The organism is Pseudoalteromonas sp. DY56-GL22 (assembly GCF_041414715.1).
In the GTDB taxonomy this organism is placed as follows: Bacteria; Pseudomonadota; Gammaproteobacteria; order Enterobacterales; family Alteromonadaceae; genus Pseudoalteromonas; species Pseudoalteromonas simplex.
Genome location: NZ_JANHZR010000005.1, coordinates 277,881 through 303,954 on the forward strand (window position 1 = coordinate 277,881; position 26,074 = coordinate 303,954).

25 protein-coding genes are annotated in these 26,074 nt (G+C 40.2%); 13 read left to right on the plus strand and 12 right to left on the minus strand.

All coding sequences use genetic code 11. The annotated features are described in order from the left end of the window. Nucleotides 1-3 precede the first annotated feature (3 nt). Nucleotides 4-1,947 carry an LTA synthase family protein gene (locus tag NO991_RS13450; protein ID WP_300358668.1) on the minus strand — a complete coding sequence of 648 codons (1,944 nt, stop codon included), beginning with the start codon at nucleotides 1,945-1,947 and terminating at the stop codon, nucleotides 4-6. A gap of 175 nt (nucleotides 1,948-2,122) precedes the next feature. On the opposite strand from NO991_RS13450, the gene NO991_RS13455 reads away from it, so the two are divergent. From NO991_RS13455 to NO991_RS13470, 4 genes are all read left to right on the plus strand, one after another. After that, complete coding sequence (locus tag NO991_RS13455; RefSeq protein ID WP_054564072.1) at nucleotides 2,123-2,797, plus strand: response regulator transcription factor; 675 nt, start codon at nucleotides 2,123-2,125, stop codon at nucleotides 2,795-2,797. After that, a complete protein-coding gene (locus NO991_RS13460; RefSeq protein ID WP_300358661.1) occupies nucleotides 2,797-4,206 on the plus strand; it encodes a HAMP domain-containing sensor histidine kinase in 1,410 nt (469 codons plus the stop codon). The genes NO991_RS13455 and NO991_RS13460 overlap by 1 nt, the downstream gene beginning before the upstream one ends. A 75-nt stretch (nucleotides 4,207-4,281) precedes the next feature. Continuing rightward, entirely contained in the window at nucleotides 4,282-4,470 is a 189-nt protein-coding gene (locus NO991_RS13465; RefSeq protein WP_194442704.1) for a DUF3185 family protein, read from the plus strand. Nucleotides 4,471-4,536: 66 nt separating this feature from the next. Beyond that, entirely contained in the window at nucleotides 4,537-6,705 is a 2,169-nt protein-coding gene (locus NO991_RS13470) for an exonuclease domain-containing protein (protein ID WP_300358658.1), read from the plus strand. A 40-nt stretch (nucleotides 6,706-6,745) separates the two neighbouring features. Here the strand turns inward: NO991_RS13470 and queC are convergent, their stop codons facing one another. After that, nucleotides 6,746-7,426 (minus strand): 7-cyano-7-deazaguanine synthase QueC, encoded by a 681-nt coding sequence (gene queC, locus NO991_RS13475; RefSeq protein ID WP_268795049.1) that lies wholly within the window; start codon nucleotides 7,424-7,426, stop codon nucleotides 6,746-6,748. Between the two features lie 122 nt (nucleotides 7,427-7,548). Here queC and queE point away from each other — a divergent pair, with 122 nt between their 5' ends. After that, a complete protein-coding gene (gene queE, locus NO991_RS13480; protein ID WP_138619883.1) occupies nucleotides 7,549-8,214 on the plus strand; it encodes a 7-carboxy-7-deazaguanine synthase QueE in 666 nt (221 codons plus the stop codon). Nucleotides 8,215-8,384: 170 nt separating this feature from the next. Here the strand turns inward: queE and bcp are convergent, their stop codons facing one another. Both bcp and NO991_RS13490 read right to left on the minus strand, forming a co-directional pair. Then, a complete protein-coding gene (gene bcp, locus NO991_RS13485; RefSeq protein WP_138600011.1) occupies nucleotides 8,385-8,864 on the minus strand; it encodes a thioredoxin-dependent thiol peroxidase in 480 nt (159 codons plus the stop codon). Between the two features lie 10 nt (nucleotides 8,865-8,874). Then, nucleotides 8,875-9,408, minus strand: a complete 534-nt coding sequence (locus NO991_RS13490; RefSeq protein ID WP_054553746.1) for a glycine cleavage system protein R — start codon at nucleotides 9,406-9,408, stop codon at nucleotides 8,875-8,877. 368 nt (nucleotides 9,409-9,776) lie between these two features. Between NO991_RS13490 and bamC the strand changes: the two genes are divergently transcribed. Then, nucleotides 9,777-10,838, plus strand: a complete 1,062-nt coding sequence (gene bamC / locus NO991_RS13495) for an outer membrane protein assembly factor BamC (protein WP_054553745.1) — start codon at nucleotides 9,777-9,779, stop codon at nucleotides 10,836-10,838. A gap of 71 nt (nucleotides 10,839-10,909) precedes the next feature. Beyond that, a complete protein-coding gene (locus tag NO991_RS13500) occupies nucleotides 10,910-12,277 on the plus strand; it encodes a YjiH family protein (RefSeq protein WP_138600010.1) in 1,368 nt (455 codons plus the stop codon). Nucleotides 12,278-12,310: 33 nt separating this feature from the next. Here the strand turns inward: NO991_RS13500 and NO991_RS13505 are convergent, their stop codons facing one another. Both NO991_RS13505 and NO991_RS13510 read right to left on the minus strand, forming a co-directional pair. Beyond that, a complete protein-coding gene (locus NO991_RS13505; protein WP_082389286.1) occupies nucleotides 12,311-12,457 on the minus strand; it encodes a DUF2897 family protein in 147 nt (48 codons plus the stop codon). A 39-nt stretch (nucleotides 12,458-12,496) separates the two neighbouring features. Then, complete coding sequence (locus NO991_RS13510; RefSeq protein WP_371352122.1) at nucleotides 12,497-13,033, minus strand: acyloxyacyl hydrolase; 537 nt, start codon at nucleotides 13,031-13,033, stop codon at nucleotides 12,497-12,499. A 234-nt stretch (nucleotides 13,034-13,267) separates the two neighbouring features. Here NO991_RS13510 and NO991_RS13515 point away from each other — a divergent pair, with 234 nt between their 5' ends. Both NO991_RS13515 and NO991_RS13520 read left to right on the plus strand, forming a co-directional pair. Further along, on the plus strand, nucleotides 13,268-13,861 hold the full coding sequence (locus NO991_RS13515) for a phospholipid-binding protein MlaC (protein ID WP_294410155.1): 594 nt from the start codon (nucleotides 13,268-13,270) through the stop codon (nucleotides 13,859-13,861). Between the two features lie 300 nt (nucleotides 13,862-14,161). Next, nucleotides 14,162-15,499 (plus strand): ankyrin repeat domain-containing protein, encoded by a 1,338-nt coding sequence (locus NO991_RS13520; protein ID WP_209327108.1) that lies wholly within the window; start codon nucleotides 14,162-14,164, stop codon nucleotides 15,497-15,499. An 83-nt stretch (nucleotides 15,500-15,582) separates the two neighbouring features. Here NO991_RS13520 and NO991_RS13525 read toward each other — a convergent pair whose 3' ends face one another. From NO991_RS13525 to NO991_RS13545, 5 genes are read right to left on the minus strand one after another with little or no spacing between them, the layout of a single operon-like run. Continuing rightward, entirely contained in the window at nucleotides 15,583-16,038 is a 456-nt protein-coding gene (locus NO991_RS13525; protein WP_054553740.1) for a DUF2069 domain-containing protein, read from the minus strand. Beyond that, complete coding sequence (gene wrbA, locus NO991_RS13530; RefSeq protein WP_209327110.1) at nucleotides 16,035-16,589, minus strand: NAD(P)H:quinone oxidoreductase; 555 nt, start codon at nucleotides 16,587-16,589, stop codon at nucleotides 16,035-16,037. The genes NO991_RS13525 and wrbA overlap by 4 nt, the downstream gene beginning before the upstream one ends. Continuing rightward, nucleotides 16,589-16,936 (minus strand): arsenate reductase (glutaredoxin), encoded by a 348-nt coding sequence (arsC, locus tag NO991_RS13535; protein ID WP_300361312.1) that lies wholly within the window; start codon nucleotides 16,934-16,936, stop codon nucleotides 16,589-16,591. Before arsC ends, wrbA begins: the two co-directional genes overlap by 1 nt. Nucleotides 16,937-16,990: 54 nt before the next feature. Next, complete coding sequence (locus NO991_RS13540; RefSeq protein ID WP_054553737.1) at nucleotides 16,991-18,451, minus strand: M48 family metalloprotease; 1,461 nt, start codon at nucleotides 18,449-18,451, stop codon at nucleotides 16,991-16,993. Nucleotide 18,452: 1 nt separating this feature from the next. After that, complete coding sequence (locus NO991_RS13545) at nucleotides 18,453-19,118, minus strand: hypothetical protein (protein ID WP_054553736.1); 666 nt, start codon at nucleotides 19,116-19,118, stop codon at nucleotides 18,453-18,455. A 155-nt stretch (nucleotides 19,119-19,273) separates the two neighbouring features. Here NO991_RS13545 and NO991_RS13550 point away from each other — a divergent pair, with 155 nt between their 5' ends. The 3 genes from NO991_RS13550 to NO991_RS13560 all read left to right on the plus strand — a co-directional run bounded on the left by NO991_RS13550 (nucleotide 19,274) and on the right by NO991_RS13560 (nucleotide 22,926). Then, on the plus strand, nucleotides 19,274-19,492 hold the full coding sequence (locus tag NO991_RS13550; protein ID WP_054553735.1) for a hypothetical protein: 219 nt from the start codon (nucleotides 19,274-19,276) through the stop codon (nucleotides 19,490-19,492). Continuing rightward, nucleotides 19,485-20,552 carry an AI-2E family transporter gene (locus NO991_RS13555; protein ID WP_300361307.1) on the plus strand — a complete coding sequence of 356 codons (1,068 nt, stop codon included), beginning with the start codon at nucleotides 19,485-19,487 and terminating at the stop codon, nucleotides 20,550-20,552. The genes NO991_RS13550 and NO991_RS13555 overlap by 8 nt, the downstream gene beginning before the upstream one ends. 118 nt (nucleotides 20,553-20,670) lie before the next feature. Beyond that, nucleotides 20,671-22,926 carry an aminotransferase class V-fold PLP-dependent enzyme gene (locus NO991_RS13560; RefSeq protein ID WP_300361304.1) on the plus strand — a complete coding sequence of 752 codons (2,256 nt, stop codon included), beginning with the start codon at nucleotides 20,671-20,673 and terminating at the stop codon, nucleotides 22,924-22,926. A 67-nt stretch (nucleotides 22,927-22,993) separates the two neighbouring features. Here NO991_RS13560 and NO991_RS13565 read toward each other — a convergent pair whose 3' ends face one another. Then, complete coding sequence (locus tag NO991_RS13565; protein ID WP_300544941.1) at nucleotides 22,994-24,025, minus strand: LacI family DNA-binding transcriptional regulator; 1,032 nt, start codon at nucleotides 24,023-24,025, stop codon at nucleotides 22,994-22,996. A gap of 348 nt (nucleotides 24,026-24,373) precedes the next feature. Between NO991_RS13565 and pgi the strand changes: the two genes are divergently transcribed. Next, nucleotides 24,374-26,020 carry a glucose-6-phosphate isomerase gene (gene pgi / locus NO991_RS13570; protein WP_300361300.1) on the plus strand — a complete coding sequence of 549 codons (1,647 nt, stop codon included), beginning with the start codon at nucleotides 24,374-24,376 and terminating at the stop codon, nucleotides 26,018-26,020. The last annotated feature ends 54 nt before the right edge of the window (nucleotides 26,021-26,074 follow it).

The following is a 26,074-nucleotide window of genomic DNA, read 5'->3' on the forward strand; positions in this document are numbered from 1 at the left end:
TCGCTACGATTTATTTGGTAAGCGATACAACTGTTCGGTATAAGCTAAATTGCTAAATAAGACGTGCGCTAAGGCTTTTTTGGCAAGCTCAACGCTGCTACCTGTGTTATTGATGGCAACTTGGGTTTTACTTGTAGGGTCATAGCGCCAATAGCTCACTTTTTGGTTTGGCATCAGGATCACGGCTTGACCATTTTCTACGTAAGCAAAGTTGTCGTAGTACTGCATCATGGCGCGCTCAACAGGGTATTGTTTCGTTAAATCATAACCAAGCATAGGGGTTGCTTGCTCAACGCCTAATAACGACAACAAAGTAACAGGTAAATCAATTTGGCTGACTAAGCGAGTATCGCGCTTTGCATCCATTTCACTATTTAAGATCACAGCAGGGATATGGAAAGATTTAAGCGGCACAGGCTCTGAACCAAACACGCGCACATCATGATCTGCAACCACTAAAAAGACGGTGTCTTGCCAGTAATCTTGCGTTTTTGCCTTTGCGATGAATTTACCGAGTGCATAGTCAGCATATTTGATTGCTAGGTCGCGTTTGTAGTTTTCTGGGTCGTGGCCTTCAGGCAGTGTTACTTTACTCTCTGGAATATCGAATGGGTCGTGGTTACTTGAGGTAAACACAAGACTGAAAAATGGTTTGCTTGATTTATTTAGCTCACTTAGCTCTATATCAGCTTGATTGAACAAGTCTTCGTCGCTTGCTCCCCAAGATGAGATAAACTCTGGGCTTTGCATGTCATTAATATCGACAATATCGCTAAAGCCATTGCCTAAGAAAAAGCTTTTCATATTATCGAAATGACTTTCACCGCCATAAATAAACTGGGTGGTATAGCCTGTGCGGGCTAATACATCAGCAAGAGAGAAAAAGTTACGCTGAGATTTAGAAAGTTTGACCACCGAGCGCGAAGGTGATGGGGTAAACCCAGTTGTTACCGCTTCGATACCGCGCACTGAGCGTGTGCCAGTGGCGTATAAGTTATCAAACCCCCAGCCTTGTTGATAAAGCTTATCTAGTTCAGGAGTCACTCCAATGCCACCTAGTTCACCAACAAAGCGTGCGCCTAAGCTTTCTTCTAAAATGATCACTAAATTCTTTTGCTTGCCTGTGTTAAAAGGTGTGTTGTTGGCAAGAGTAGGAATAGTTCCAGTGATAAACTGCTGTTTATAGGCTGCTTGCTTTACTGTTTGTAAAATCTCATCACGTGGCATGGTACCGTATAAACTACTGGCATTTTTTTCATTGCCCATATTCTTAATAGCAAAGGCAACACTGTAAGTTGAATTAAGTGCCAAGGAGTTAACTAGTGAGTCACTTGAAAAGTACACTAACGCAGGATTTAATGGGCGATGGCTTACTGTGCCCCTTGCGCTAATTAAGCAAACTAATAAAGTTGTAACCAGTATTACCACTTGGCCAACCGTTTTAGTATTTTGCTGTTTGCTAAATGCTGTATTTATAAAACGGTACGCAAGTACACAGCTAAGCGTTGCAATAATTAAAGTGCTTATCATGGCAAACAGGTGGCCATGTAATAGCATAGAAAAAACTTCTTGAGGGTAGTCTAGGTATTCAACAAATAAACGATTTGGTCGTACATCGTATTGGGTAATAAACGCGGGAGTCGAAGCCTCTACAACCACGATTAAAGTCACAACTATGCTGCTATAAAGAGTAAAAACATGCTGAAAAAAAGCGTTTTTGCTGCGCACAAGCAGATCAGCGAGTAACATCAAAACAGCCAAGGCTGACAAGTAGCCTAAACTACTTAAGTCGACTCTTAAGCCGCCAAATAAAACGGCAAGGCAATCGCCATCAGCTAACCTTTGGTGTTGCCATACAAGCAAGGCTATTCTCGACAGTATAAAAACTGACATTAAAATTAATGAAAAACGGAACAAAGGTTTTAAAACAGAGAGTTTTGCTGTCATAGTCGTACTTACTTAATCGAAACTACGGCAATACTAGGAGTCGAAACTTAAGAAACCCTGATGGTAATCTTAATATTTTCTAAACTAGAAAAACTTCAGTAAATCTTAAGTGAACCTTAAGATTAAAAGCGTAAGCTGATGACGCTAAAGCGGTTTTTACCTAAATGAGTAACTTATGAAATTGTTGATTATAGAAGACTCGGTGTCATTAAGACGTAGTCTACGAATTGGCCTTGAGAATCTAGGTTTTACTATTGATGAAACCGGCGATGGTGCTGAAGGTTTGAGTATGGCAATGACAGGTGAGTACGAATTAATCATACTCGATATTATGTTACCCAGTATTGATGGTATTACGTTATTACAAACCATAAGAGCAAAACAGCTTGATGTGCGTGTGCTAATTTTATCTGCCAAGCAAGAACCAGAAGACAGAGTGAAAGGGTTACTCACCGGGGCCGATGATTACCTGACCAAGCCATTTTCGTTTGATGAGCTGCATGCAAGGCTATTAAATTTAATGCGTCGCGGTGGCCTGAAAACAATCAGTGATGTGATACGCATCGATAACTTGGCTTTAAATTTACAATTAAAACTCTTGCAAGTTAACGACACTGTCATCGATTTAACCCCCAACGAATATAAAATAGTCGAGTGCTTGTTTAGTAATCAAAACAAAGTGATCACAGCTGAAAAGTTAAGTACCTATATTGCTGGGCAATATGACTTAGTTTCAAAAAACTCCATTGAAGCGCACTTATCTTCAGCGCGTAAAAAGGTGAGGGCAGCAGGTAGTGAACTACCTATTCAAACTAAGCGTGGTTTTGGTTATATCATTCAAGGAAAATAATGAAGTCAATTCGCAGTAGGTTAGTAACCACATTATCGATTACTATAACGGGGCTAGTGCTGAGTATTTTAGTTGCTACTGATATCGCCGTTGATAGTTGGATTGATAACGAATTTAATCGTGGCATGAAATCCAAAGCCGGTATGCTTATGTCATTGATTGATATTGACGAAGAAGGAATTGATTTTGATTTTTCAGGGCTGTTTATGCCTGAGTTTTCTGGCAATACAGAAACTGAGTATTTTCAACTTTGGTCGCAGTCTGGCGTGTTCGCGCGTTCAGAAAGTTTGGATCTTTTCTCACAAAAGAGCTTACCTTTAGAAAAAATTAAACTGGGCGAGACAAAAATCATCAATATCGAGTTACCTGATGGTCGAAATGGTCGAGTTATTTATACTCGCTTTATACCGCCTTTAGACCTAGATGATGATGAAGACCTCACTGAAGGTGTTAACACCTCTTTGCAACAACCCATCACGTTAGCTTATGCGGCTTCATCAGAAGAAGTTGATTTTGTTTTATGGCTAATCGACGTTATTTTTGTTGTTTCTACTGTGTCGGTAATCGTATTCATTCGTCTATTTGTGCGTAAATCAGTCGACAGTTCTCTAGCGCCGCTGAATAAACTAAACCGGGATATTAGCCAACTGAGTATTGCTGATAAAAATGCTGTAATCGCAATAGAAGAACCTGTCAAAGAGTTGCAACCCATTGTTGATAGCTTAAATGCTTTTATCCAAGAAAACCGCCAGCTTTATTTTCGAGAAAAACGCTTAACCTCAGATATTGCTCATGAGTTAAAAACGCCGATTGCTGAGCTTATAAATATGGCTGAAGTGGCCATTCGTTTTCCAAATGAAAAAGAGCTTGAGGAAGACTTCAAACCCGAAGTGCTAAAAATTAGCCAGCGCTTAAAGAGTATTGTGTCGAACTTATTACTACTGCATAAGTACAGTGATGAAGCACTCCCAAAGCAAGATGCATGTGATTTAAATCAGGTTATTTTGCGCACCTTAGAAAAGTGTGATTTAGAGCGGGTTAAGTTTGAGTTTCAAGGTGATATTCCTGCCGTTGTCAGTAACTTATTTGCCCTTGAATCAATTATCACCAATCTTGTAAATAACGCAAAACAATACAGCCCCGATGAGAGCATTGTGACTGTAAGCACGCTATTGAGTAAAGATGATAAGTTGTATCTCTCTGTTACAAATGAATTAAAAGTCCCATTAACAGAAGACGATTTGAGCCAGTTATTTGATCCACTCTGGCAAAAAGACAGTGCCAGAACCTCTAATGATAACTTTGGGTTAGGCTTATCTATTGCCAAATCGTTAAGTAAAGCAATTGATGCTGAACTTCAGGTGTCGTTAAGTGGGCAAAACATAACCTTTAGTTTGATTATTTCTTAAGGCTTTGCAGGCGTTTAATATGTGTGCAACACTGACGTTATCAGAAAGAAATTAATAACAATAAGGAACAACACGATGGGAAAAATTATAGGTATTACTTTAATCGTTATTGGTGTGGCGCTCGCTGTATGGGGATATAACGTTTATGATTCTGCAAGTGCACAAATTAGCCGTACTTTTAGTGGTGATACACCAATTGAAGCTTGGCTCGGTATGGTCGGGGGCGCAATTTGCGCAATTGTGGGTATTTTAAAAGTTAAATAACCGCAAACATTGAAATCAATTGGCTAATACCTGATACTGTGTTTATATACAGTGTCGGGTTTGGCTATGAAAACACAATTACCAGCAAAATATTATTTAAGTCATTTCTTTGAGCTTGCTGAATTTATTCAATCTCAGTGCAAGCATCTGCTTCTAGCAGAGCAGCGGTTATTTCTTGAAAAACTCCTTCAGCTTGATGAGCAAAGCTTATGTACTTTGCTGCGTATATATTCTCGAAAGCCAAAAATCGTTGCGTTGTCATCTTTAAATTATGAAGAGATCCCCAACCTGCACGGTGCTATCTTTAAGCTAAAACAACAAGGGCTGGTGGCACATCCTAGTAGTGACGAATTAGATCTATTGCTTGAGCATTTAACCAAGCCAACCCTGTTAACCTTATTAGCAAATGATGAGTTAATGGCGACTAAACCTGATTACAAAAAGTCAGCCAGTAAACAGCGCTTGACCCAACTGTGTAAAGAGCATATTGATCGCAACCACAGTGAATTAGAGGCGTTGTTTAGTCAGTTCGTGGTCAATAGTCGTAGCCAGTACTATGAATACTTTGAGTTTTTACATAGCGGCCGACTAAGTGGCGGCGATATCAATCATCAAAATCGTTTTGTGATGCGTGATTTAGGGATTGCAAAAGTGCGTGGTGATGTGAGTGAGAGCATCTCTCGTTTTCAAACGCTAGCCGAAGCACAAACGCATTATCAATTAAATAAGCTGCGAATGCAGTTCAAAGAAAGTGACTCAGAATCACAGTATCAAAACTTAGCCCAAGCGCTTTTAGCCATTAGCTGTGAAGATGAATTAGCCCAGAGTATCAAAAACAAGTTACTGATCCGCTTGTATAAGCAGCTTAAAGAGCATGACTTAGCATTTGCATTACTTGAGCACTGTGAAGGCAGTAGTGAAGCGCAAGAGCTTGCAATTCGCCAGCGTTACAAACAAGGTGATAAAAGCTGGGTTGAACAAAAGCTTGAGCAAATTATTCAAGACCCACTTGATGATGGCATTTTGTATTTTGCAGAGGACTTTTTACAGCGTAAATATAATAAGCAACAACGCTCACGCCTAACACAAATGCTCATTGATACCGAGCATCAATTAGAGGTTGATGATATTTACCGTGGCGATGTAGAGCAAGGAGTGTGTGAGCATTATCAACAGCTGGGTAATACGGTATTTTTTACCGAGAATAATCTTTGGTTGAGCTTCTTTACCTTAACGTTTTGGCAAGAGCTCTTTATAGAGACCCCGCACCCGCCGTGTAATGAATTTGATCTTTATCCAAAGGTGTTGCTGGCTGATTGTTTTTACACAGTGCAACAAACACAAATTGAGCAAAAGCTTGCCAAATTCACTAGTAATGAAGCCTTATATAAATATGTTTGCAAAAACGCAGGGCAGTTTTATGAAGCCCCCAATAGCGTGTTTGTGTGGCACAGCGACATGTTAGAGCCGCTAGAGGTATTAATAAAACACAGCCCGCTTGCAAATTTAAAAGCGCATTTACTACAAATGACAAAAACCTTTAAGCAGCTCAAAGATGGCTACCCAGACTTGATGGTGTTAAAGGGGGATACACTCACCTTTGAGGAAGTGAAAGCCCCTGGCGACAAATTAAGACGCAACCAACTTGTCAGTATTGAGGTGTTAAAACAACAAGGCTTTGCAGTAAATATCGTTGCGGTAAATTGGTTTAATGATCCGAATCGTATTTACAGTGTGGTGGATATAGAAACCACCGGCGGCGTACAAGGTAATAATAAAATTACCGAAATAGCGGTTGTGCAGTTACGAGCGGGTGAAGTAATCAATAAATGGGCGAGTTTAATCAATCCTGAGCGCAGTATTCCTGCTTTTATCACCAAGTTAACGGGGATAAACGCTGCTATGGTACGTGATGCGCCACGCTTTGAAGAGATTGCCGATACACTGCGCTCACTATTAAAAGGCAGTGTATTTGTTGCTCATAATGTGAATTTTGACTTCGGCTTTATTCGCAAAGAATATGGTGCACTTGGGCAAGGCTTTAAAATGCCAAAGCTATGTACTGTAGTTGAATCACGAAAGGCATTTCCAAAGCTTAAGTCATATTCGCTTGGTAACTTAGCGGCACATTTTGAATTGAATTTAACGAATCACCATAGAGCGTTAGCTGATGCAACTGCCACAGCAGAGTTGTTAAATCTGATTCAACAAACACAATCAAAAAAGGCGAGTTAAACTCGCCTTTTAAACTTAACCTGTCCTATTCTAAATAAGATTATTCGTATTCGATAGGGTCAGTAACGTTATTTAAAGCAAAGGCTTCTAAGCGCTCTTGGCAAGCACCACATTTACCACAGGCCTTGTCGCGGCCGTTGTAACAGGTCCACGTTTGGCTGTAGTCAAGACCCATTTTTAAACCGTCTGTCAAAATGTCGATTTTGGTATTGTTTAAGTATGGGCTGAAAATTTCAACAGCGTCGTAGTTGGCAATACGGCAAACATCATCCATTTTTTGTACGAACTCAGGGCGACAGTCTGGATAAATTGCATGGTCGCCTGAATGGGCACCGTAATAAACTTTACTAGCTTTTAAAGACACCGCATAACCCACAGCCAGTGAGAGTAAAATCATATTGCGGTTAGGCACAATTGTGCTCTTCATGCTTTCTTCTTCGTAGTGACCTTCTGGTACTTCGATATCATCAGTTAGTGATGAGCCACCAATTAATTGGTTGATCGCTGAAATATCAACAATCTTGTGAGAAACACCTAACTTTTCACATACTTGAGCAGCTACTTTAAGCTCTTTAACATGACGCTGGCCGTAGTCGAAAGACAGGGCATACACTTCGTGGCCTTGTTGCAGGGCTTTATTTAATACGGTAAATGAGTCCATACCGCCGGAATAAATCACAACTACTTTTTGCGTCATATCTGTTTTGCTCTTACTTTTGATAGAGGTTTACTTCAGGGCGCGATATACTACACGGCTCGGGCCTAAATAACAATTTTTGCGCGTGTTTTTGGTTTTTTTGATGGTATGTATTTTATACCCTTGCGTCGTAAGTGAGATGTCTTTTGTACAAAATTAACGAAGTGTTTGAAACAATTCAAGGTGAAGCGAGTTTTACGGGTACACCTTCAATCTTTTTACGTTTACAAGGCTGCCCTGTGGGTTGTGCTTGGTGTGATACAAAACAAACATGGGACGTTGATAATGTGTACAAAGTGTCACTTGATGACACCGTTGAGAAAAAAGCAGACTCAGATCATTGGGCAGAAGCAACAGCAGAGCAAGTGTTAGCGCTATTTAAAGAACGTGGCTACAACGCAAAACATGTGGTGATCACCGGTGGTGAGCCTTGCATGTACGACCTAAATCCAGTGTGTGAATTATTACACGCAAATGGCTATTCGACTCAAATTGAAACCAGCGGTACATTTGAAATTTTAGTCCCTGAGCAGACATGGGTGACTGTATCACCAAAAATTAATATGCGTGGTGGCTATAAAGTATTACGCAGTGCAATGCAGCGCGCTGATGAGATTAAACACCCAGTGGCAATGCAAAAGCATGTGGAAGAGCTCGAAGATTTATTCTTAAAAACAGGTGTGAATCCACGTTTAGTGTATCTACAACCAATTAGCCAAAAGATCTCAGCAACTAAACTTGCTATTGAAACCTGTATTGCAAAAAACTGGCGTTTATCGGTTCAAGTACATAAATATTTAGGAATTAGCTAGGGTTTAGCCGTCAGCCGTCAGCCGTCAGCCGTCAGCCGTCAGCCGTCAGCCGTCAGCCGTCTGATCTGTGATCTGACCCCGATAAAGTAGACACGGGGTTTAATATTTCCATTTAAAAACAAAAAAGCGTTGCACCATGGCAACGCTTTTATACTATGTTCTTGTAACTATCAATTCTGCGCTAAATAGTCCAACACCACCTGATGATGGTCTTTGGTTTTGAACTTATCAAACACATGTTTGATTTTACCGTCTTGGCCTACAAGGAAGCTAATACGATGAATTCCTTCGTATTCTTTACCCATAAACTTCTTGTAACCCCAAATACCAAAGGCATCAGCAATCGCGTGATCTTCGTCGGCTAATAAATCAAAGTTAAGCTCTTTTTTGGTTTCAAAATTCTTTAAACGCTTGATTGGATCAGGGCTGATACCTACAACACGTGTATTTAATTTAGCTAGCTCAGCTTTTTCATTACGTAAGTTTTCTGCTTGCACAGTGCAACCTGGTGTTGATGCTTTAGGGTAGAAATAAACCAGTACTTGCTGCTCTTTTAAAAGATCAGCGAGTACGATAGTTTCGTCATTTTGATTTTGTAAACTAAAAGCTGGGGCTGTGTCGCCTGCTTGTAATGGATTAATTGTTTTCATGCTTTGCTCCTTAGCGAATGCGTCTGAAAATATAATCTACGTTCAAACTACGAGAAAGATCTTCAAAGCTCACTTTAAAGTTATCAATATCGACTTCAACAGGAATATTAAACTCAAGTTCACAGCGCATTTTAAGCTCGTCATCTTCATCATAAGTGTCCGATTTAAGAGAACAAATGCTGATGTTGTTATCAGCAAAAAAGCGCGTAACTTTACTTAATGTTCCTGGTGTATCAATACCTGTGTATTCGAGGGTGTAACCGGCACAAAATTCACATGCAACATGACTTGCAGTGCGTTTCATCATGGTTAAAAGGCCTAGTTCCATTCCTTTAGTTGGCAAAGTATGTTCAATGCGGCTAATTGCCGACATATCACCTGCTAGTAGCATGATAAAGGTGAACTCGTTGCCCAAAATAGCAATGCGACTGTCAATTATATTGCAATGGCAATCACTCACTAACTGAGTTAATTCGCTGACGATACCGGGTCTATCTTCGCCAATCGCAGTGAGTACTATCTGATGATTTGTAAAAGCAGTCATGGAATTTTAAATACCTAGTAATTAACAATACCAATGGATATAAGCTTGATTAAGCTTTAATTTCACGTGAGTTTAATACCGCACGGCGGCGAAGTTTAACATAATTTGCTTAGTTAACGATAGCGACGATTAATTAAGCCGTGAATAAAGTGCGCTCTTTCTTGTTTTTAGGGGCATCAGAAAGTACCATAGTTAAAATTTTGCAAGGCGATAAGCATTCAAACACGTTACGCTAGCCCAATCTATTCGGGTTTTTTGCATAAAAACAAGAAATGTAAAGTTAAAAGTGATTTTACAGTGAACCAAATCGGTATTACCCACTCATATATTTGTTAAAAGAATTAAGGGTTTGCTAAGGAGAAATATCTGTGCAGTATTGGATCTCAAAGGCGCTTGCTGTAAGCGTAGTGGTAAGTTTAACTGGGTGCGGTGTATTTACCGACGAAGCGCACCACAAACGCAATTATCGTGCTAATCAACCAGTCAAAGCACCTGAAGGTTTAGCGCAACCGGCTCAAGATCCGACATATAAAATGGACGTTGCGCAATACGACAATAACCCTGAAGCGAAAAACTACCGTCCGCCAGCACAGGTTATTACCATTGCTCAAGGTAGTTGGGTAGAAGAGGGTGACAAAGATGCGCGTGTTTATTTTGATAAAAACGACGGTATTGTTGATTTAGACGAGTTTATTTGGGACTCGATCCACGCCGTGTTGAACGAAAAAAATACTTCTGCAATAAAAGAAGATAAGCTTTTAGGAAGTGTTGAAACAGATTGGTACACAATTATAAAACCAGAAGATGGTTGGTTTTGGGAAAGCGAAACCGAAGTATCACAACAACGTTTCTTATTTACTATTGAAGAAAAATCGCACCAACGTACTGCGTCATTAAATGCTAAGTTAGTAGATTATAAAAGCGATAGTCAACCACTTACACCGCTTTTACAGCAACAGTTAGAAGTGCGTGCGTTAAACCAAGTTGTCGCTGAATTTGATTATCGCTATCGTCAACTTGAAGTTGAAATGCGCAAAAAGCAAGGTGTTATCTCGTTAGAGATGGGGTTTGATGACAAAGGGAATGCAGCTTTAGTGACTGAGCAGGACTACTTTGCTGTGTTTGAGCGTTTTTCAGGTTTCTTAGAGCGCTTATCTTTCACTATTGTAGAAATTGACCAAGATCGTGGTTTGATCACGGCTGATTATAAAAAGCCAGAATCAAGCGTATGGGACTCAATTTGGGGTGAAGAGTTAGCTGAGCTACCAATTGAAGATGGCCAATATCAAATTCTTGTTAGTCGCACTAAAGAAGGTGGCACAAGCTTAACGTGGATGGATTCTGCAGGCACAATTCTTGAGCCAGGAACAATGAATGATCTCCAGCAAGCATTAGAGAATGCACTGCGTCAGCGCGGTATTAATATTTAATAATTATAATAGTTAAAACCACCACAAAAAGAGCTTAGCCGCTCTTTTTGTGGTTTTTACAGGTTGAAAATATGTCTAACTTAAACACAGCCCATCGCAGTGACTTGCGAACCTTGTTTACCTTTTTCGTTCCCTCACTTATAGGTGTCTTCTTGTTTATGACGCCGGTACCCATAGGTGAGGCAATGACCATTCCGATTGCTGTTATGGCAAAAGCTGTGCAGGCGTGGATAGCTCCTTTCGCGCTTGGTTTAATTACGAGCATTGTTTGCATTACCGGTATTTTATCTTTAGTGATAAAGTTGTTTAAACCCCAGCCATTACTTAAGTTCTTTATAATTAAACATTTATTTGATGTTAGTTGGTTGTGGTTGAGTGTTCGTTTATTAGGCATGGTTTTTATCGTTTTGACCTACACAAAACAAGGGCCTGAAATGATTATTTCCGGTAATACCGGTGCACTGGTTTTAAACGACTTGTTGCCTGTGTTGTTTTCTGTGTTTGTTTTAGCGGGCTTACTATTACCGTTATTATTAAACTTCGGCTTGTTAGAGCTAGTCGGTACCTTATTAACTAAAGTGATGCGTCCACTTTTTGGTGTGCCAGGTCGCAGTGCGGTTAACTGTGTAGCATCTTGGTTAGGTGATGGTAGTGTGGGTATTTTGATGACCGCTCGTCAGTATGAAGATAAACATTATACACAACGCGAAGCTGCCATTATTGGTACTACTTTCTCTGCAGTATCAATCACCTTTTGTTTAGTTGTTATTGGCCAAGTAAAGCTTGAACACTTGTTTGCACCGTTTTATTTAACAGTGTGTTTGGCGGGTTTTGTTGCGGCATTAATTGTGCCTCGCTTACCACCATTACGCTTCAAAAAAGACCTATATTTTGATGGCTCAGAGCCAGATAAAGACGCAGAATCAGTGCCTGAAGGTAAAACATTAGTCTCTCATTCACTTGATGTGGCGCTTGCCAAAGCACGCACTGCACCGGGTTTTGCTGGTACAGTGAAAGAAGGTCTACATAACGCCTTTGATATGGTATTCGCTGTGTTACCTGTCGTTATGGCTGTGGGCACATTTGCCTTGATTATTGCTGAATATACGCCAATTTTTGAATATATGGGCAAGCCGTTTGTGCCATTTTTAGAGCTATTACAAGTACCTGAAGCTGAGGCCGCAGCACAAACAATTATGGTTGGATTTGCTGATATGTTTATTCCGTCAATTCTTGCAGCGGGTAGTATTGAAAGTGATGTAACACGGTTTATTATCGCAGCAATGAGTGTGACGCAATTGATTTATATGTCGGAAGTGGGAGCACTGCTTTTAGGTAGTAAAATTCCGGTTAATATTATCGAATTGTTCTTCATCTTTATTTTAAGAACTTTAGTGACATTACCGGTGATTGTCTTAATGGCACATTGGTTAGTTTAATCTTAGCTAAAGCATTAAATAGAAAAGCCCTGATTATTCATCAGGGCTTTTTTTATCTTCATTATCATCGCTTTTAGGTACTTTGAAGTCCATTTTTGCTGCATGTTTTAGCAACATAAGGTTACCAATTACTACACCAAACACAGCAACAACAATGGCTATAATTTGCCAAGTTTCCATCTTGAAATCCTGCCGATATACACAGCGATATAGTAGCACTTAAAATCGTCTTGCATAAGACAGTGAAATAAAATCAAGGCCAGGGTTAGGGCTCTTGAAACCCGCATTTGAGTAATGTAAATATCTAAGTGCTAAGGTTGAGTTGTCACCTAAATCTGCAACTAGACCCAATCTATCTTCAAACTGATAGTGAGTACTAACGTTTTTGCCTGCAAAACGGGTGTCGTCCAACAGTGAAACGCCAATCCCAAACTCCACATAAACAGGCATGTTTTTCACATTAAACACAGGGTATTGGATCACCGGAGACATAGCTAACACGATATTAGTTTGATGTTTGTTGTCTTTGCCATACTGCCAAATATTAAAACTAGATTCGAAGTACAAACGGGCGTGTTGCAAGGGCAACTTTTCATTGGGTACATGGTACTGATAGGCCAGCTTTAGGCCTTTTACATCACCTTCACCTTGAATGTAATCAATGGCATAACCATGATTTGATGCAGAATAACTTGGTGCTGCTAAAAGAGCAGCTGCACTCAAAATAAGTGCTTTTAACGGCTTTTTAAATTTCATTTCGGTACTTCTCATTATGTCGATGAGCAAGTAAATAAGGCGGTGTTAGGGGCTTTTCAATGTGCAAAAAAACACAGAAGCTGTGCACATTCTCATATTTCTTAGCAATTAGCTGAAAACTATGGAAAAAATCGATTGGTGCTTAATTGGCATTAAAACGGTGTCAGATTGTTTCTTTTTTTACGGATTTAATATCGGTATATTAGCGAAAATTTTCGTTGAGAGGTGAATACGATGACCAAACTAATTAACTCATTTTTATTAATTGCAGCATTTTTTGCTGCATCTGCTTTTGCCAGTGAAGACCGCTCGCCTAAGCAATTATTAGAATCAGTCACTGCTGATTTATTTGTTGATATCGCAAATGTAAATGCGAAAGGTGATGCAAGCTCAGAAGCAATGGCGAATATTGTTGAAAAACGCTTATTACCACACATGGATATTAAGTTTGTATCGTATAAGCTTTTAGGTAAGCACATCAAAGGGCTGCGCCGTGAACAAGCCGTTGATTTTATTGCTGCGGTTGAGCATTACTTAACAGTGACTTATGCTGGCGCGCTAATGAAATACACAGGCCAAAAAGTAATTTTTGATCAATCACAACTAATCGACGATGGTTATGCAACTGTTAAGACACAAATTGTTGATGACAATGCGCCAGCTATAGATTTGCACTTTAAATTACGCCAAGGCAAAGACAAGCAGTGGAAAGTATACGATATTGTTGCTGAAGGTATCTCACTGTTAAGCGCAAAGCAAAAAGAAGTGCTGCAGCGCATTAGCCAAGTTGGCATTGATGAAGTGACACACGAATTAGCAAGTAAGTAAGTCAGCTAAAAAGCGCGATTACCTTCACCTCATCGGGCTTTTTAGTTACTTTCAGTCTCCAACCAAGCAGTGAGTACCGTCCATGTGCCGCTGCTTTTCTATTTTCTTTAAAAATCACCTACTTTGCGCTAGCACCTGTAACCCTCTGTGGTAGAATCATACTACTTTTCTTGTTTACCAGAGTATCTGTCAGATACTGTGTTATTGATGGCAATATTAAGCAAACTGTCAGTTAAATTTTGCTATAACTAAGTGCTTAATTAGACATCGAATAATGTGCAGCGGAGTTGTGTTTTTTTAATGGAAAATGTACTGATTTGGCCAAAGGAATACCCGTTACTGATCAAAGGATTAGCTGAGCAAAACGGGGCTTATATTTTAGACGCTTTAGAAGCTTGGCCGGCATGTCGTTCTACTAATGAAGATGACGGTGTGTGTACGACGGTTCTCCCGCCTATTTACTACCTTACATGGTTGACTCCTCTTGAACCGTTTGAAGAGTGTTATTTCCAACACATCTCTGAATTTGATGAAGCTGCGCTGCATTACATTAATGCTATGAAAGCGCACTTTTTAGAAAACGACTACACCCCTGAGAGTCTTGTTTTAATGTTATGCCAGCGCTTAGAGAAATACGCTAGCGCATTTGCTCAATCGGCTGTTAAAACACCTATAACTTTGATTCACCAGTTATTTAATCGGCGCTATTTCACTGTGATTGAACATGTACTTAATCACGGTGCGAAAATGTCTGCGGACGATGTATTAGAACTGTGGACCGAAGTTGACTTTAGAGAGCGTTTTAGTGGTTTTATCCCTGATTCAGTGGCTGATCTTGAATCATTAACGGCGCTTGCAGCTGAAAAAGTTGCTCACGGTGAAGATTACTTCACTTTACTAAAACTTGTATCACCTGATGTTGACTCAGCATCGTTACTTGAACAAGCTTTACTTGCCCACTTGAGCCACGAAAATGCTAAACAAACCATGGCAAAGCGTTTTATTGAGCAAGGCGCAACAGGTGCATTAGCTGACGAAAACGGTAAAACAGCCTTTATGTGGGCAACCGAAAAAGGCTATGTGAATGTTGTTGAGACAATACTTGAACATCAAGATAAGAAGGCCCAAGACAACAAAGGGAATACAGCATTACATTACGCCGTATTAGCCGAGAATGGACCTTTACTGGTGTTGCTTTTAAAAGCGGGCTATGACTTTAGGGTTCGTAACAAAGACGGTCTAAGCTGCTACAGACTTGCAGTTAGCATTAAAGCAGATAACTTAGTTAAATGCCTTGAGCATGACTTTGGTATTAAAGAGCTTTCGCCAGAAGGGCAGTTTGATCGCGTTAAAAAAGTGCACTTACTCCACGCGATTGTAACTGTGTTACTACCTGTGCAGTTGTTCTTCTTTTTTGACGATAGCATTGCTATTAAAAGTGAGTTAACGCTGGGCTTTACATTAGTTTCTATCTTATGCTTTTTCTTTGCTACAAGTTTAAAACGCTGTGCGCTGTACCCGCATATTCGTCATCCATGGGGGCTGTTTATTTTAAGACTGTTTTCACTATTTAGCTTAATTGGCCAAGTGGGTCTGGCAAGTATTGTCGCGCTAGCCACCTTAGCAGAGTTGGTGTGAACGCATAAAAACTAAATAAAGTGACATAAAAAACGGCAACCTTGGTTGCCGTTTTTTGTTTTAATTAAGCTAAACGAAAGTGCTTATTTATCGTGCTCATGTGCCGCTTTTTCTTCGGCCAGCTCTTCTTTTAATTTACGTATCTTAAGGCCAAGCTCTTGCCCGCGATGGCGAGCATAATAAGTGCAACCAATAAACATCAGACTGGCAAAGATTAACTCAAGTAATACCCAAATCAGCTGTTCTTGTGCGACCCATAGTAATGTAAAACCATGGATAAAATAGAACATCACGATAAAGTTTGCCCACGCGTAGGTGTAAGGCTTATCTTGAATAATCCCTTTCAGTGGTAATAGAAGAGGGAGTATATAAACAACAAAGATAAAGCCGTTACTGTGGCCTTCTCTTGGGGCAATTAAAAACAACCAAACTGGCATTAAAATTAATAAGCCGATATAACCAATCAGTGCAAAACGTTGGAATCGTTTAGTAATTGGCTTTTTGGCAACAGGCTGATTTAGCTTTGGTTCCAAGCTCATTGTAATTTACTCGTAATCAGTGCCAAGCGCTTTCCAACACTTTGGCAAATTTTAATTTCGTCTTTACTTAACACATTGCTGTTATTGCTACCGGCCACATGAGTCGCACCGTATGGCGTACCACCAGTTTCAGTTGCTAATAACTCAGGCACCTCATAAGGCACACCTAGCAACATCATGCCGTGATGTAAGAGTGGTAATGATAGATTCAACAAGGTGGCTTCGTTACCACCATGCATACTGCTTGATGACGAAAAAACACAAGCAGGTTTATCTATCAGCTGACCTTTAAGCCATAGATCACTGGTGGTTTCCCAAAAGCTTTTTGCTTGTGAGGCCATCATGCCAAATCGCGTAGGGGTGCCAAAGGCTAAGCCATCACAATTAATAAGATCATCCTTGCTGATCACAATATCGTGTGGCTGTCGCTTTACAAATGTGCGCAGCAAGGCTGTAGCACCTTGTTGCTCAATCGACTCGGCTATCTCATGCGCCATAGCTTCTACAGAGCCATGGCTTGAGTGATATAGCACAACAATGTTTATAGCCATTAAAGTACGCTTAATACGTTTTCTGGCGGACGACCAAGGGCTGCTTTGCCATTGTGCTCAACAATAGGGCGCTCGATGAGTTTAGGGTTTGCAGCCATTGCAGCAATTAATTTGTCTTCGTTTTGCTCGTTTTTAAGCTCAAGCTCTTTGTAGATGTCTTCTTTAGTACGCATTAATTCACGCGCTGAAGTAAAGCCCAATTGGCTAATTAAGGTCGCAATTTGCTGCTCATTAAGTGGTGTTTTTAGGTATTCAACAACACTTGGTTGTACGTTATTGTTTTCTAATAGGGCAAGTGTTTCACGCGATTTTGAACAACGTGGATTATGATAAATAGTCACAGACATAGTGTGTTCTCACATTTAATAATTTGGCTTATTTTAGGGCAAGCGCTGCGAGACTTAAAGTCTCGCAAGCTCTTTTTGTAATTGACGGTATTGCGTGAGTAGGGCTTTTAAACGTTGTTGTTTAACTAATTCTTCAGGCTCAACAAAGTTTAGTGCTTTTTGAATTTCATCAGCTGCCTTTAAATAAGCACCATACTGGGCCAGTACATTGGCATGCGCTTCATGATAAGAAGCCATATTCTCTTGCTTTTTGTAGACATCAGCAATCAGCTCTTTGGCAAGGTTGTTCTCAGGTTTTGCTAACAAGTAAGATTTTAAAATACGTTCAGCAAGGTCAAATTGTTTTGCTTCCATCGCAGCATTTGCATAGTTTAAGGCAATTACCTGATTGTTAGGTCTATCGATATCTAACTTAGCTAAAAATTCCACCGCTTCATTCGCTTTACCTTGCGCAATGAGTAAGTCGGTGTGTGTGTCTATATAAAATAAGTTCTTTGGATCTTGCTCTAGTAATGGGTTCAAAATGCTGGCTGCTTCATCAAGCTTTTTTTGATCCAACAAGCTAATACCCAAACCATATTTAAGTGCAGTGTCGTTATGAACGGTATTTTCACGCATTAATTTACGAAACAAATCTTCAGCTGCTTTGGCTTTTTGATGATAACGAGCAATAACACGGCTCTTAGCTAAGTTAAACTCTAGGCTATCGGAGTAGTGCCTTTTTGGATACTGCTCGGCACGTAAGCGCACATCAGAGACACGGCTTTCTGGCAATGGGTGAGTCAGCAAAAATGCGGGCGGCTTATATTTGTAGCGAATTTGTGCAGCAAGTTTAGTTAAAAATTCACTCGATTGGCGAGGATCAAACCCAGCATTATTTAAGGTCTGCATGCCAATTCGGTCTGCCTCTTGTTCAGCAGCACGACTATGAGTTAATTGACTAAACGCCGCTTGTGTCTGGTTTGCTGAGATAATTGCAATACCAGCATCAGGTGCCACTACAGTAGCTAAAATACCAGCAATCATACCAGCGATGGTTAACGCGCTGTTATCTTGCTGTTGTTGAATACGACGCGCTAAATGGCGCTGTGTTACGTGGGCAATTTCGTGCCCAAGTACTGAGGCAAATTGACTTTCGTTATCGGCTTGTGCCATGAGCCCTGTATGCACACCTACATGACCACCATAGAACGCAAAAGCGTTGATTTCAGGGTTATTAACCCAGAAAAAAGAAAATGGAAAACGAACATCGTTGGCGTTTGCGACTAAACGGCGGCCCAAAGTGGTCAGATACTCATCAAGAACCGGGTCATTGACAACGGGTGATGAGCCACGAATTTGCATCATCATCACTTCACCGATTGCTTGTTCTTTTTCAATCGGTAAGGCTTGTAATGCCGAGGTCCCTAAATCGGGCAGCTTAAAGTTAGTTTGTGCCTTCAACGGCTCACTGTGCAATATCGAAAATGTCAGTAATGCACTACACAGTGTAATAAAGGCTAATTTTAGTCGCATCTTATTCCTTGTTGATTTGCTCACCTAACATGACTTTTGCTAAATCTATTTCGTCGCTGCATGCTCGGCTGTCTTTTTCGCACAATTGATAGAAATCTTTTATTGTGACTCCATCTAGCTTAACAACGTTCAACTCCCGTTGTAAAAAAGTTATGATTTTATGCGCTACTTTATGAGCATGCAGAATTAAGGCTTTGTCAGCTTTGTCACCTCTTTCAAAGTAAAAAGCGATGAATTTATGAAGCTGGTTAAAACGAATAAGGTTTTTCATGGTGTGCGGATCCCACACCTTAAATTCCATAAAGCGGTTGTCTTTGATGTATTGGTCCACCGTCACATCTTTTGCATAAGGGTAGGCCCATAATTCGAAACCTCGGTCCGTAAAGCTTTGATGCAAAGCAATGCGCGGTTTTTGCTCACAGACAATTTCGCCCATGTCGGTTTCATGGCCACCTAATAAATCAAGGTTCCAGTTGCGTGGGTCAATTAATTGTTTAACGGCATTATCAAAACCGTGGTCTAAAATCCCTTCAGATTCGCTAACCGATGATGCGACCATATGATAAAAAGGCGGCAGCTCGCCCCAGTTTATTTGTTTTTTATACCAGTTTATCTCTTTAAGAGTTGGATTCGCAGGTAATTGCGCTTTATTATGCGAGCCAGGCATCAGGTTTCCTTTACTACCAGTTATTGAATAAGGATAAACTATTGTTTTGCGTGTTTTAAGAAAAAAATGAGTTGTTTCTCATTATAAAGACTTATTTTAGCAAGGTGCCTACATCTTATACTTATTATTCATATTAATAACGCAGTTGATTCGCTATGTTAACGGTTGATTTAAGGGACTATAAGTGCCCTCAACAATTTATTCAGTTTAAATTAGGGTTGAATAAGGCAGTATCGGCTCAACAAGCCGTGACTTTTACATTTAATGCTGCTGAGGCAACGGACGATATGCAGCGATTTTTAGAAAAACATCATTACCATTTTAAAATTGACCTAGAATTAGGTGTGCTAACAGTGGAGCCCATTCGTGTTTGAGTATGTAAAAGCCTGGTACGAAAATAAATTTTCTGATCCCCATTCAGTAACCTTGTTGTTATTGCTTATTGCAACCTTTGCATTTTTCTACTTTTTTGGTTCGTTAATCGTGCCTGTCTTAGTTGCCTTGGTAATTGCCTATTTACTAGATTGGCCTGTTGCTCACTTAGAAAAGCTGGGTTTGAAACGGTTTACCGCAACGATTCTAGTTATGCTGGTATTCAGTGGCTTGATGATTATGATTATTGTCGGCATGGGGCCTGTGCTTTGGCAGCAAACCAGCAATCTAGTTCAAGAAACGCCTTATATGATCGAAAAAGGTAAAGCACTGTTGTTACATCTTCCTGAAGATTACCCAAGTTTGATTACTGAAGATCAGGTTAAATCAATTGTTACCACTGTTGAGACCAAAGCTATTGAGTTTGGTCAGTTGGTGCTATCGGTGTCATTAACTTCGATAAAAGACGTTGCAGCTTGGCTGATTTATCTTATTTTAGTGCCGCTCTTAGTATTCTTTATGCTTAAAGATAAATTAGAGCTCACGCAAAGTGCTGAGCGTTTATTGCCTAAGCAACGTCGCTTGATCATTCAAGTTTGGCAAGAAATGAATCAACAAATCATGAATTATATTCGCGGTAAGGTATTTGAAATTTTAATTGTTGGTACTGCATCTTTTATCGCTTTTGCAGTGCTTGACCTTCGCTATGCGGCTTTACTCGGCGTATTAGTTGGCTTGTCTGTGCTTATTCCATTTGTAGGGGCGGCATTGGTAACCATTCCTGTCGCTGCAGTGGCGTTATTCCAGTTTGGTTTAGAAACACAATTTTGGACTATTTTAATCATCTATGGCGTGATCCAAGCACTTGATGGCAATGTGTTAGTGCCGTTATTGTTCTCTGAAGCGGTAGATTTAAACCCAGTGTTCATCATCGTTGCAGTATTGTTTTTTGGCGGTTTATGGGGCTTTTGGGGCGTGTTTTTCGCAATACCGCTGGCTTCTTTAGTAAAAGCACTTATCAATGCCTGGTCTTCTAAGCAGGTTGAGCTAATAGAAAATTAGCTTAGTCTTAAAAAGTATAGAAAACGCACTTTACTGACTAATTGATTATTATAATTTAGCCGTGAAAAATGTAAAATAGGTTATAAGATATATCTTTTAGTAATATGGTGCGTTTTTCATGGCAAATTTTTACCTTCCTGACGATGCTAATCAGCAAATTTATTTAGATGCGAATGCAACGACTCCTGTACTTCCTGAAATTGCCGATGTGGTTTCGCACACGATGCAAGTCTGTTTTGGTAATCCATCAAGCTCTCATATTACGGGTATTCAAGCAAAACACTTATTAGAACAAACACGTAACAAAGCACGTGAAGTCATTGGCGCTACCGACGGCGATATTTTATTTACCTCGGGTGCAACAGAAGGTATTCAAACGGCGGTTGTTTCAACGCTTATTGCTGCAAAAAATCATCAAATCGAGAATCCGGTATTACTTTATGGGGCAACAGAGCATAAAGCGGTGCCAAATACGCTAAAACATTGGAACAGTGTACTTGATATCAACGCGCAGGTATTAGCTATTCCAGTAGATAAAAACGGTATTTTAGATCATGAGTTTATTCGTAAACATGCTGCGAATGCACTGATGATTTGTACTATGGCAGTAAACAACGAAACCGGTGTTTTCCAAGACTTAACCACTATTGAGCAAGTTATTCGTAGTGAAAACAATAATGTGGCTTGGATGGTTGACTGTGTACAAGCATTAGGCAAAACCAACTTGGCGCTAAGCCAAACAACCATTGATTACGCCCCATTCTCTGGTCATAAATTGTATGCGCCTAAAGGCATTGGTGTACTTTATATTCGTAAAGGCAGTGCATACACGCCATTTATTGCTGGCGGCGGCCAAGAAAGTGGTATGCGATCTGGTACCGAAAATTTACCGGGCATTGCCGGTTTGAATAAGTTGTTCTCGTTATTGCTTGATAAACAAAACCAGACTTTTAAGCCAATTGAGCAGCTACATGCTTTTCGCGAGCAATTATTAGCTGCATTAACAGACACCTTTGGTAGCATTACGTTCAATCACAGTTTTGAGCATTCGGTGCCAACAACGTTGAACTTTGCGGTGAACGAATTAACCAGTAAAGAAGTGATGGACTTATTTGATGCTGCGGGTATCCGTGTAAGTGGCGGCTCGGCATGCAGCTCAGGTGCAAATCGTAGTTTTGTTTTAGACGCGATGGGAGCCAGTGATTGGCAAAGTGAAAACGCGATACGTATGTCGTTTGGCCCAGCTGTTAACCAACAAGAGATTGATTTTGCTTGCGACAAAATACGTTCTTTAAAACCGATTCTAGAAGCAAACTGCTTAGTGGTATCTGATAGTACATCGCCTCAACACGAAGTGTGTGCGATTGGCTTAACACAACTTCGCCATCAAGCAGCGTGCTGCTGGCTTTATGTCGACAGTGATAAAAGCGCTGTGGTGATTGATCCTATCATTGAGCTTATTCCACGTATGGCGAAAATTGTCGCGACACAAGGCCTAACAGTAAAAGCGATTATCGATACCCATAACCACCAAGAACGTTTATCGGCCCGTTGTTTATTATCAAAAGAGCTCACAGAACGTTATGTTGCTAATGAGATAGACGAACTTGGCTGGCCAAAAGATTCAGCAACCATCGAATTAAGCGATGCGCGCTTAACTAAAGTAGCAACACCAGGTCACAGTGACGATAGTGTTAGCTATTTATTATCAGATACGCAAAGCGGTGACATCAGCTATTGCTTCTGTGGTGATTTAATCTTACCAGGAGGCTTAGGTAACACTGCAATTAGCGGTGGTGATGCTGTGAAAATGGCTCAGTCTTTAAAGCAGCTTGCTATGGTAATACAAGATTCAACGGTGATTTGTTCTGGTCATGATTATCAGCAGTGTTTTGCTATGGATTGGCATGCGCAAAAAGCAACGACGCCGTTACTTGCGCAACTATTAAGTGAACTAGTATCAGATGATGAGTTTGTTGAATTAAAGCAACAAGCTGATGAGCAAAAGCATACTGTAAGTCATTCTCTATGTGGCTATGTTGAAACACTTGAAAGTGCGCCGATGAAACAGCTAGTCGCAACCGATGCGAAATCAATGTTAGATGATAAGGCAACTTACCTAATTGATACACGTGAACCGTATGAGCATGGAGCGAATAATTTAGCAGAGTTATTCACTGTTGCTGAGAGCAAAGTGATTAACATTCCACTCAGTCGTATGGCAAACGCCATCGTGCAAGGGCAGCTTGATAAAGCGCATAGCTACATTTTGGTTTGCCGAAGTGGTAATCGTTCAAAACAAGCGGCTAACAATTTGTCGCAGTTAGGGTTTGAAAATGTTTATAACTTAAATGGTGGTTTAGCATTGCTTTAACAAGCAATACCAATTCGCTTAATTAAAAAAAGCCGCTATAGAGCGGCTTTTTCGTAACTTGTATAAATTAGGCCGTTGTAGGACCTGAGCTTTCCCGTACTACTAATGAAGGGGTAAAGGTCGTGATGATGTCTTTATCTTGATTACGTGCACCACGGGTTTTTCTAAACAGTAAACGGGCTGCATGCTGCGAAATTACATCATTCGCCTGATGTGCTGTGGTTAGTTTAGGCCAAGTCTGACGCGAGAACGGTGAGTCTTCGAAGCCCGTAATTGATAGCTGCTGTGGAATTTCGATACCCATTAAGCGTGAGGCGAATAACGCGCCCGCTGCCATTTCATCGTTACCGCCAAGTAGGGCTGTGATGTTTTTCGGGTTATTCTCACCTAACAATGCTTTTGCGCCTTCTACACCTGATTCAAAAGAATACTGGCCTTCATAGATCAGCTCATCATTCATCGAGATGCTGTGATCTTTTAATGCGGCCTGATAACCCTCTAAACGTTCAGTTGTTGATTTATGCTCTTTGTCACCGCATAAAAAACCAATATTTTTATGGCCAAGCGACAGTAGGTGTGCGGTGATTTCGTACGCAGCTGCGTAATCGTTCACATAGATACAAGTGTCTTGGTCTTCTTCAGTAGGGCGGCCAGAGAGTACGCGAACATAATGAATGCCCATCTCATCTAGCATATCAATAATGCTATTTTGCTCTGACAGCGGTGGCGTTAATACAAGGCCAGCTAAGCGAGAGCGCTTGATCATGGTTTTAAAGTCTTCTTCCATGTTGCCATCCAGATAGTTACATGGATGAATAACCAGCTCATAGCCTTCTTCTTTACAACGCGACAACACACCGTTTTGCATGTCGATGACATAATAAGCATTCGGGTTGTCATAAACTAAACCAACAGTAAAAGACGATGTGCCTGCTAGGTTACGAGCAGCAAGGTTTGGTTGATAGTTTAACGTGTTAACAGCGTCCATCACTATATCGTACGTTTTTTTTCTGACCGATGGCTCTTTATTAATCACTCGTGAAACGGTTTTCATTGAAACACCTGCGAGCTTGGCTACATCATTAATGGTTACTTTCATACTGTTGCTTTATAGTTGGTTATATTTGTATTATAATATTATCGTTCAGGTATTCACCAGACGCTTTTTCTTATATGTACATCTATATTTAATATAAGTTAGTTAGTGTATCTAATGTTCTACCAAATTAGCAGTAAAATAATTGAGATAATTTTTATGATACCGGTGTCAAAAGAGAAAAATTGCGCTATTATCTCGACTATAAAATGTAAAAGTAGAACATTGACAGCGTTGTCATTTTAACTTAGTGTTGATTTCACACCGTGTTTTTAATTGCTGTCTTTATTCAATATAATAAAAAGATAGTTAAGAATCAGTTTGTTGCAAGTTTTGAAGGGGATTAAATATATGAGCAGCCGTTCGCAATTAGCTAGTTGGCAAGCACTATCTGAAAGTGCCAAGAAGATGAAACAAATTCATCTTAAAGATTTATTTGCCAAAAATAGCACGCGTTTCGAGCAATTCTCTGCTCAGATCCCGGGTGTATTATTCGATTACTCGAAACAACAAATTGATAAAACTGTTTTTGAACAATTAATTGCTTTAGCGAAAGAGTGTGATATTAGCGCATGGCGCGAAAAAATGTTCAGTGGTGAGAAAATTAACATTACTGAAGACCGTGCTGTACTTCATACTGCTTTACGTAACCGCGCTAACACAGCTGTAATGGTTGATGGCGAAAACGTAACAGATGCTGTTAACGCTGAGCTTGCTAAAATGAAAGCCTTTGTTGGTAAGGTACGCAGTGGTGAGTGGTTAGGCTACACAGGAAAAGCAGTAAAAGATGTGGTTGCAATTGGTGTCGGTGGTTCAAATCTAGGCCCACAAATGGCAACAGAAGCGCTTGCTGCTTATGCTGATGGCACATTAAATGTTCACTATGTATCAAATGTTGATGGTGTTCAGATTGCATCTGTTTTACAAGGTTTAGACGTTGAGACAACGTTATTTGTTATCTCGTCAAAAACGTTTACCACCTCAGAAACCATGACTAACGCTAAATCGGCTGTTGAGTGGTTTTTACAAACGGCACAAGCGCAAGAGCACATAGCTAAGCACTTTGTAGCTGTAAGCACCAATTTAGAAAAAACAGCGGCCTTTGGTATCGCTGATGAAAACGTATTCACAATGTGGGATTGGGTAGGCGGTCGCTTTTCTTTATGGAGTGCGATAGGATTACCAATCGCCCTGTACCTAGGCTTCGACGCGTTCGAAGAGATCCTAGAAGGTGCGTTTGAAATTGATGAGCATTTTAAAAATGCTGAATTTGAAAATAACGTACCATTATTAATGGCGCTTTTAAGTGTTTGGAACACAAGCTTTTTAGGTTATACAGCGCAAGCTATTTTACCGTATGACCAAGCACTACACATGTTACCCGCGTATTTACAGCAAGGTGAGATGGAAAGTAACGGTAAGCATGTTACTTTTGCAGGTGAAACGGTTCCTTACACGACGGTTCCAATTATTTGGGGTATGACAGGTATCAATGGTCAACATGCTTTTTACCAATGTCTACACCAAGGTAATGTAATTGTACCTGCTGACTTTATTGCTTCGATTGAGCCGCAAGTCAATGTAGGCAAGCATCATGATATTTTATTATCAAACTTCTTTGCACAAACCGAAGCGATGATGGCCGGTGTTGATGCAGAGCAAGTAACTGCAGATTTAACCGCAAAAGGTAAATCTGAAGCAGAAATTGCAGAATTATTGAATCACAAGATTCACCAAGGCAATCGCCCAACAACGTCAATGTTATTAGATAAAGTTGATGCGAAAACGGTAGGACGATTAATTGCGCTTTATGAGCACAAGATCTTCTGCCAAGGCATTATTTTAGAAATCTGTTCATTTGACCAATGGGGTGTAGAGCTAGGTAAGGGACTTGCCTCTAAAATTGAAGCTGAATTGTTTGATGATGAAGTCAGTCATCCACATGATAGTTCAACCAATGGACTGATCGCTTACTATAAGACACATCGTAAGCAGTAAAAGATTCGCAGTATTAGCTGCAAACCGAATACCTTTGAACGGGTAGCGCTGGAG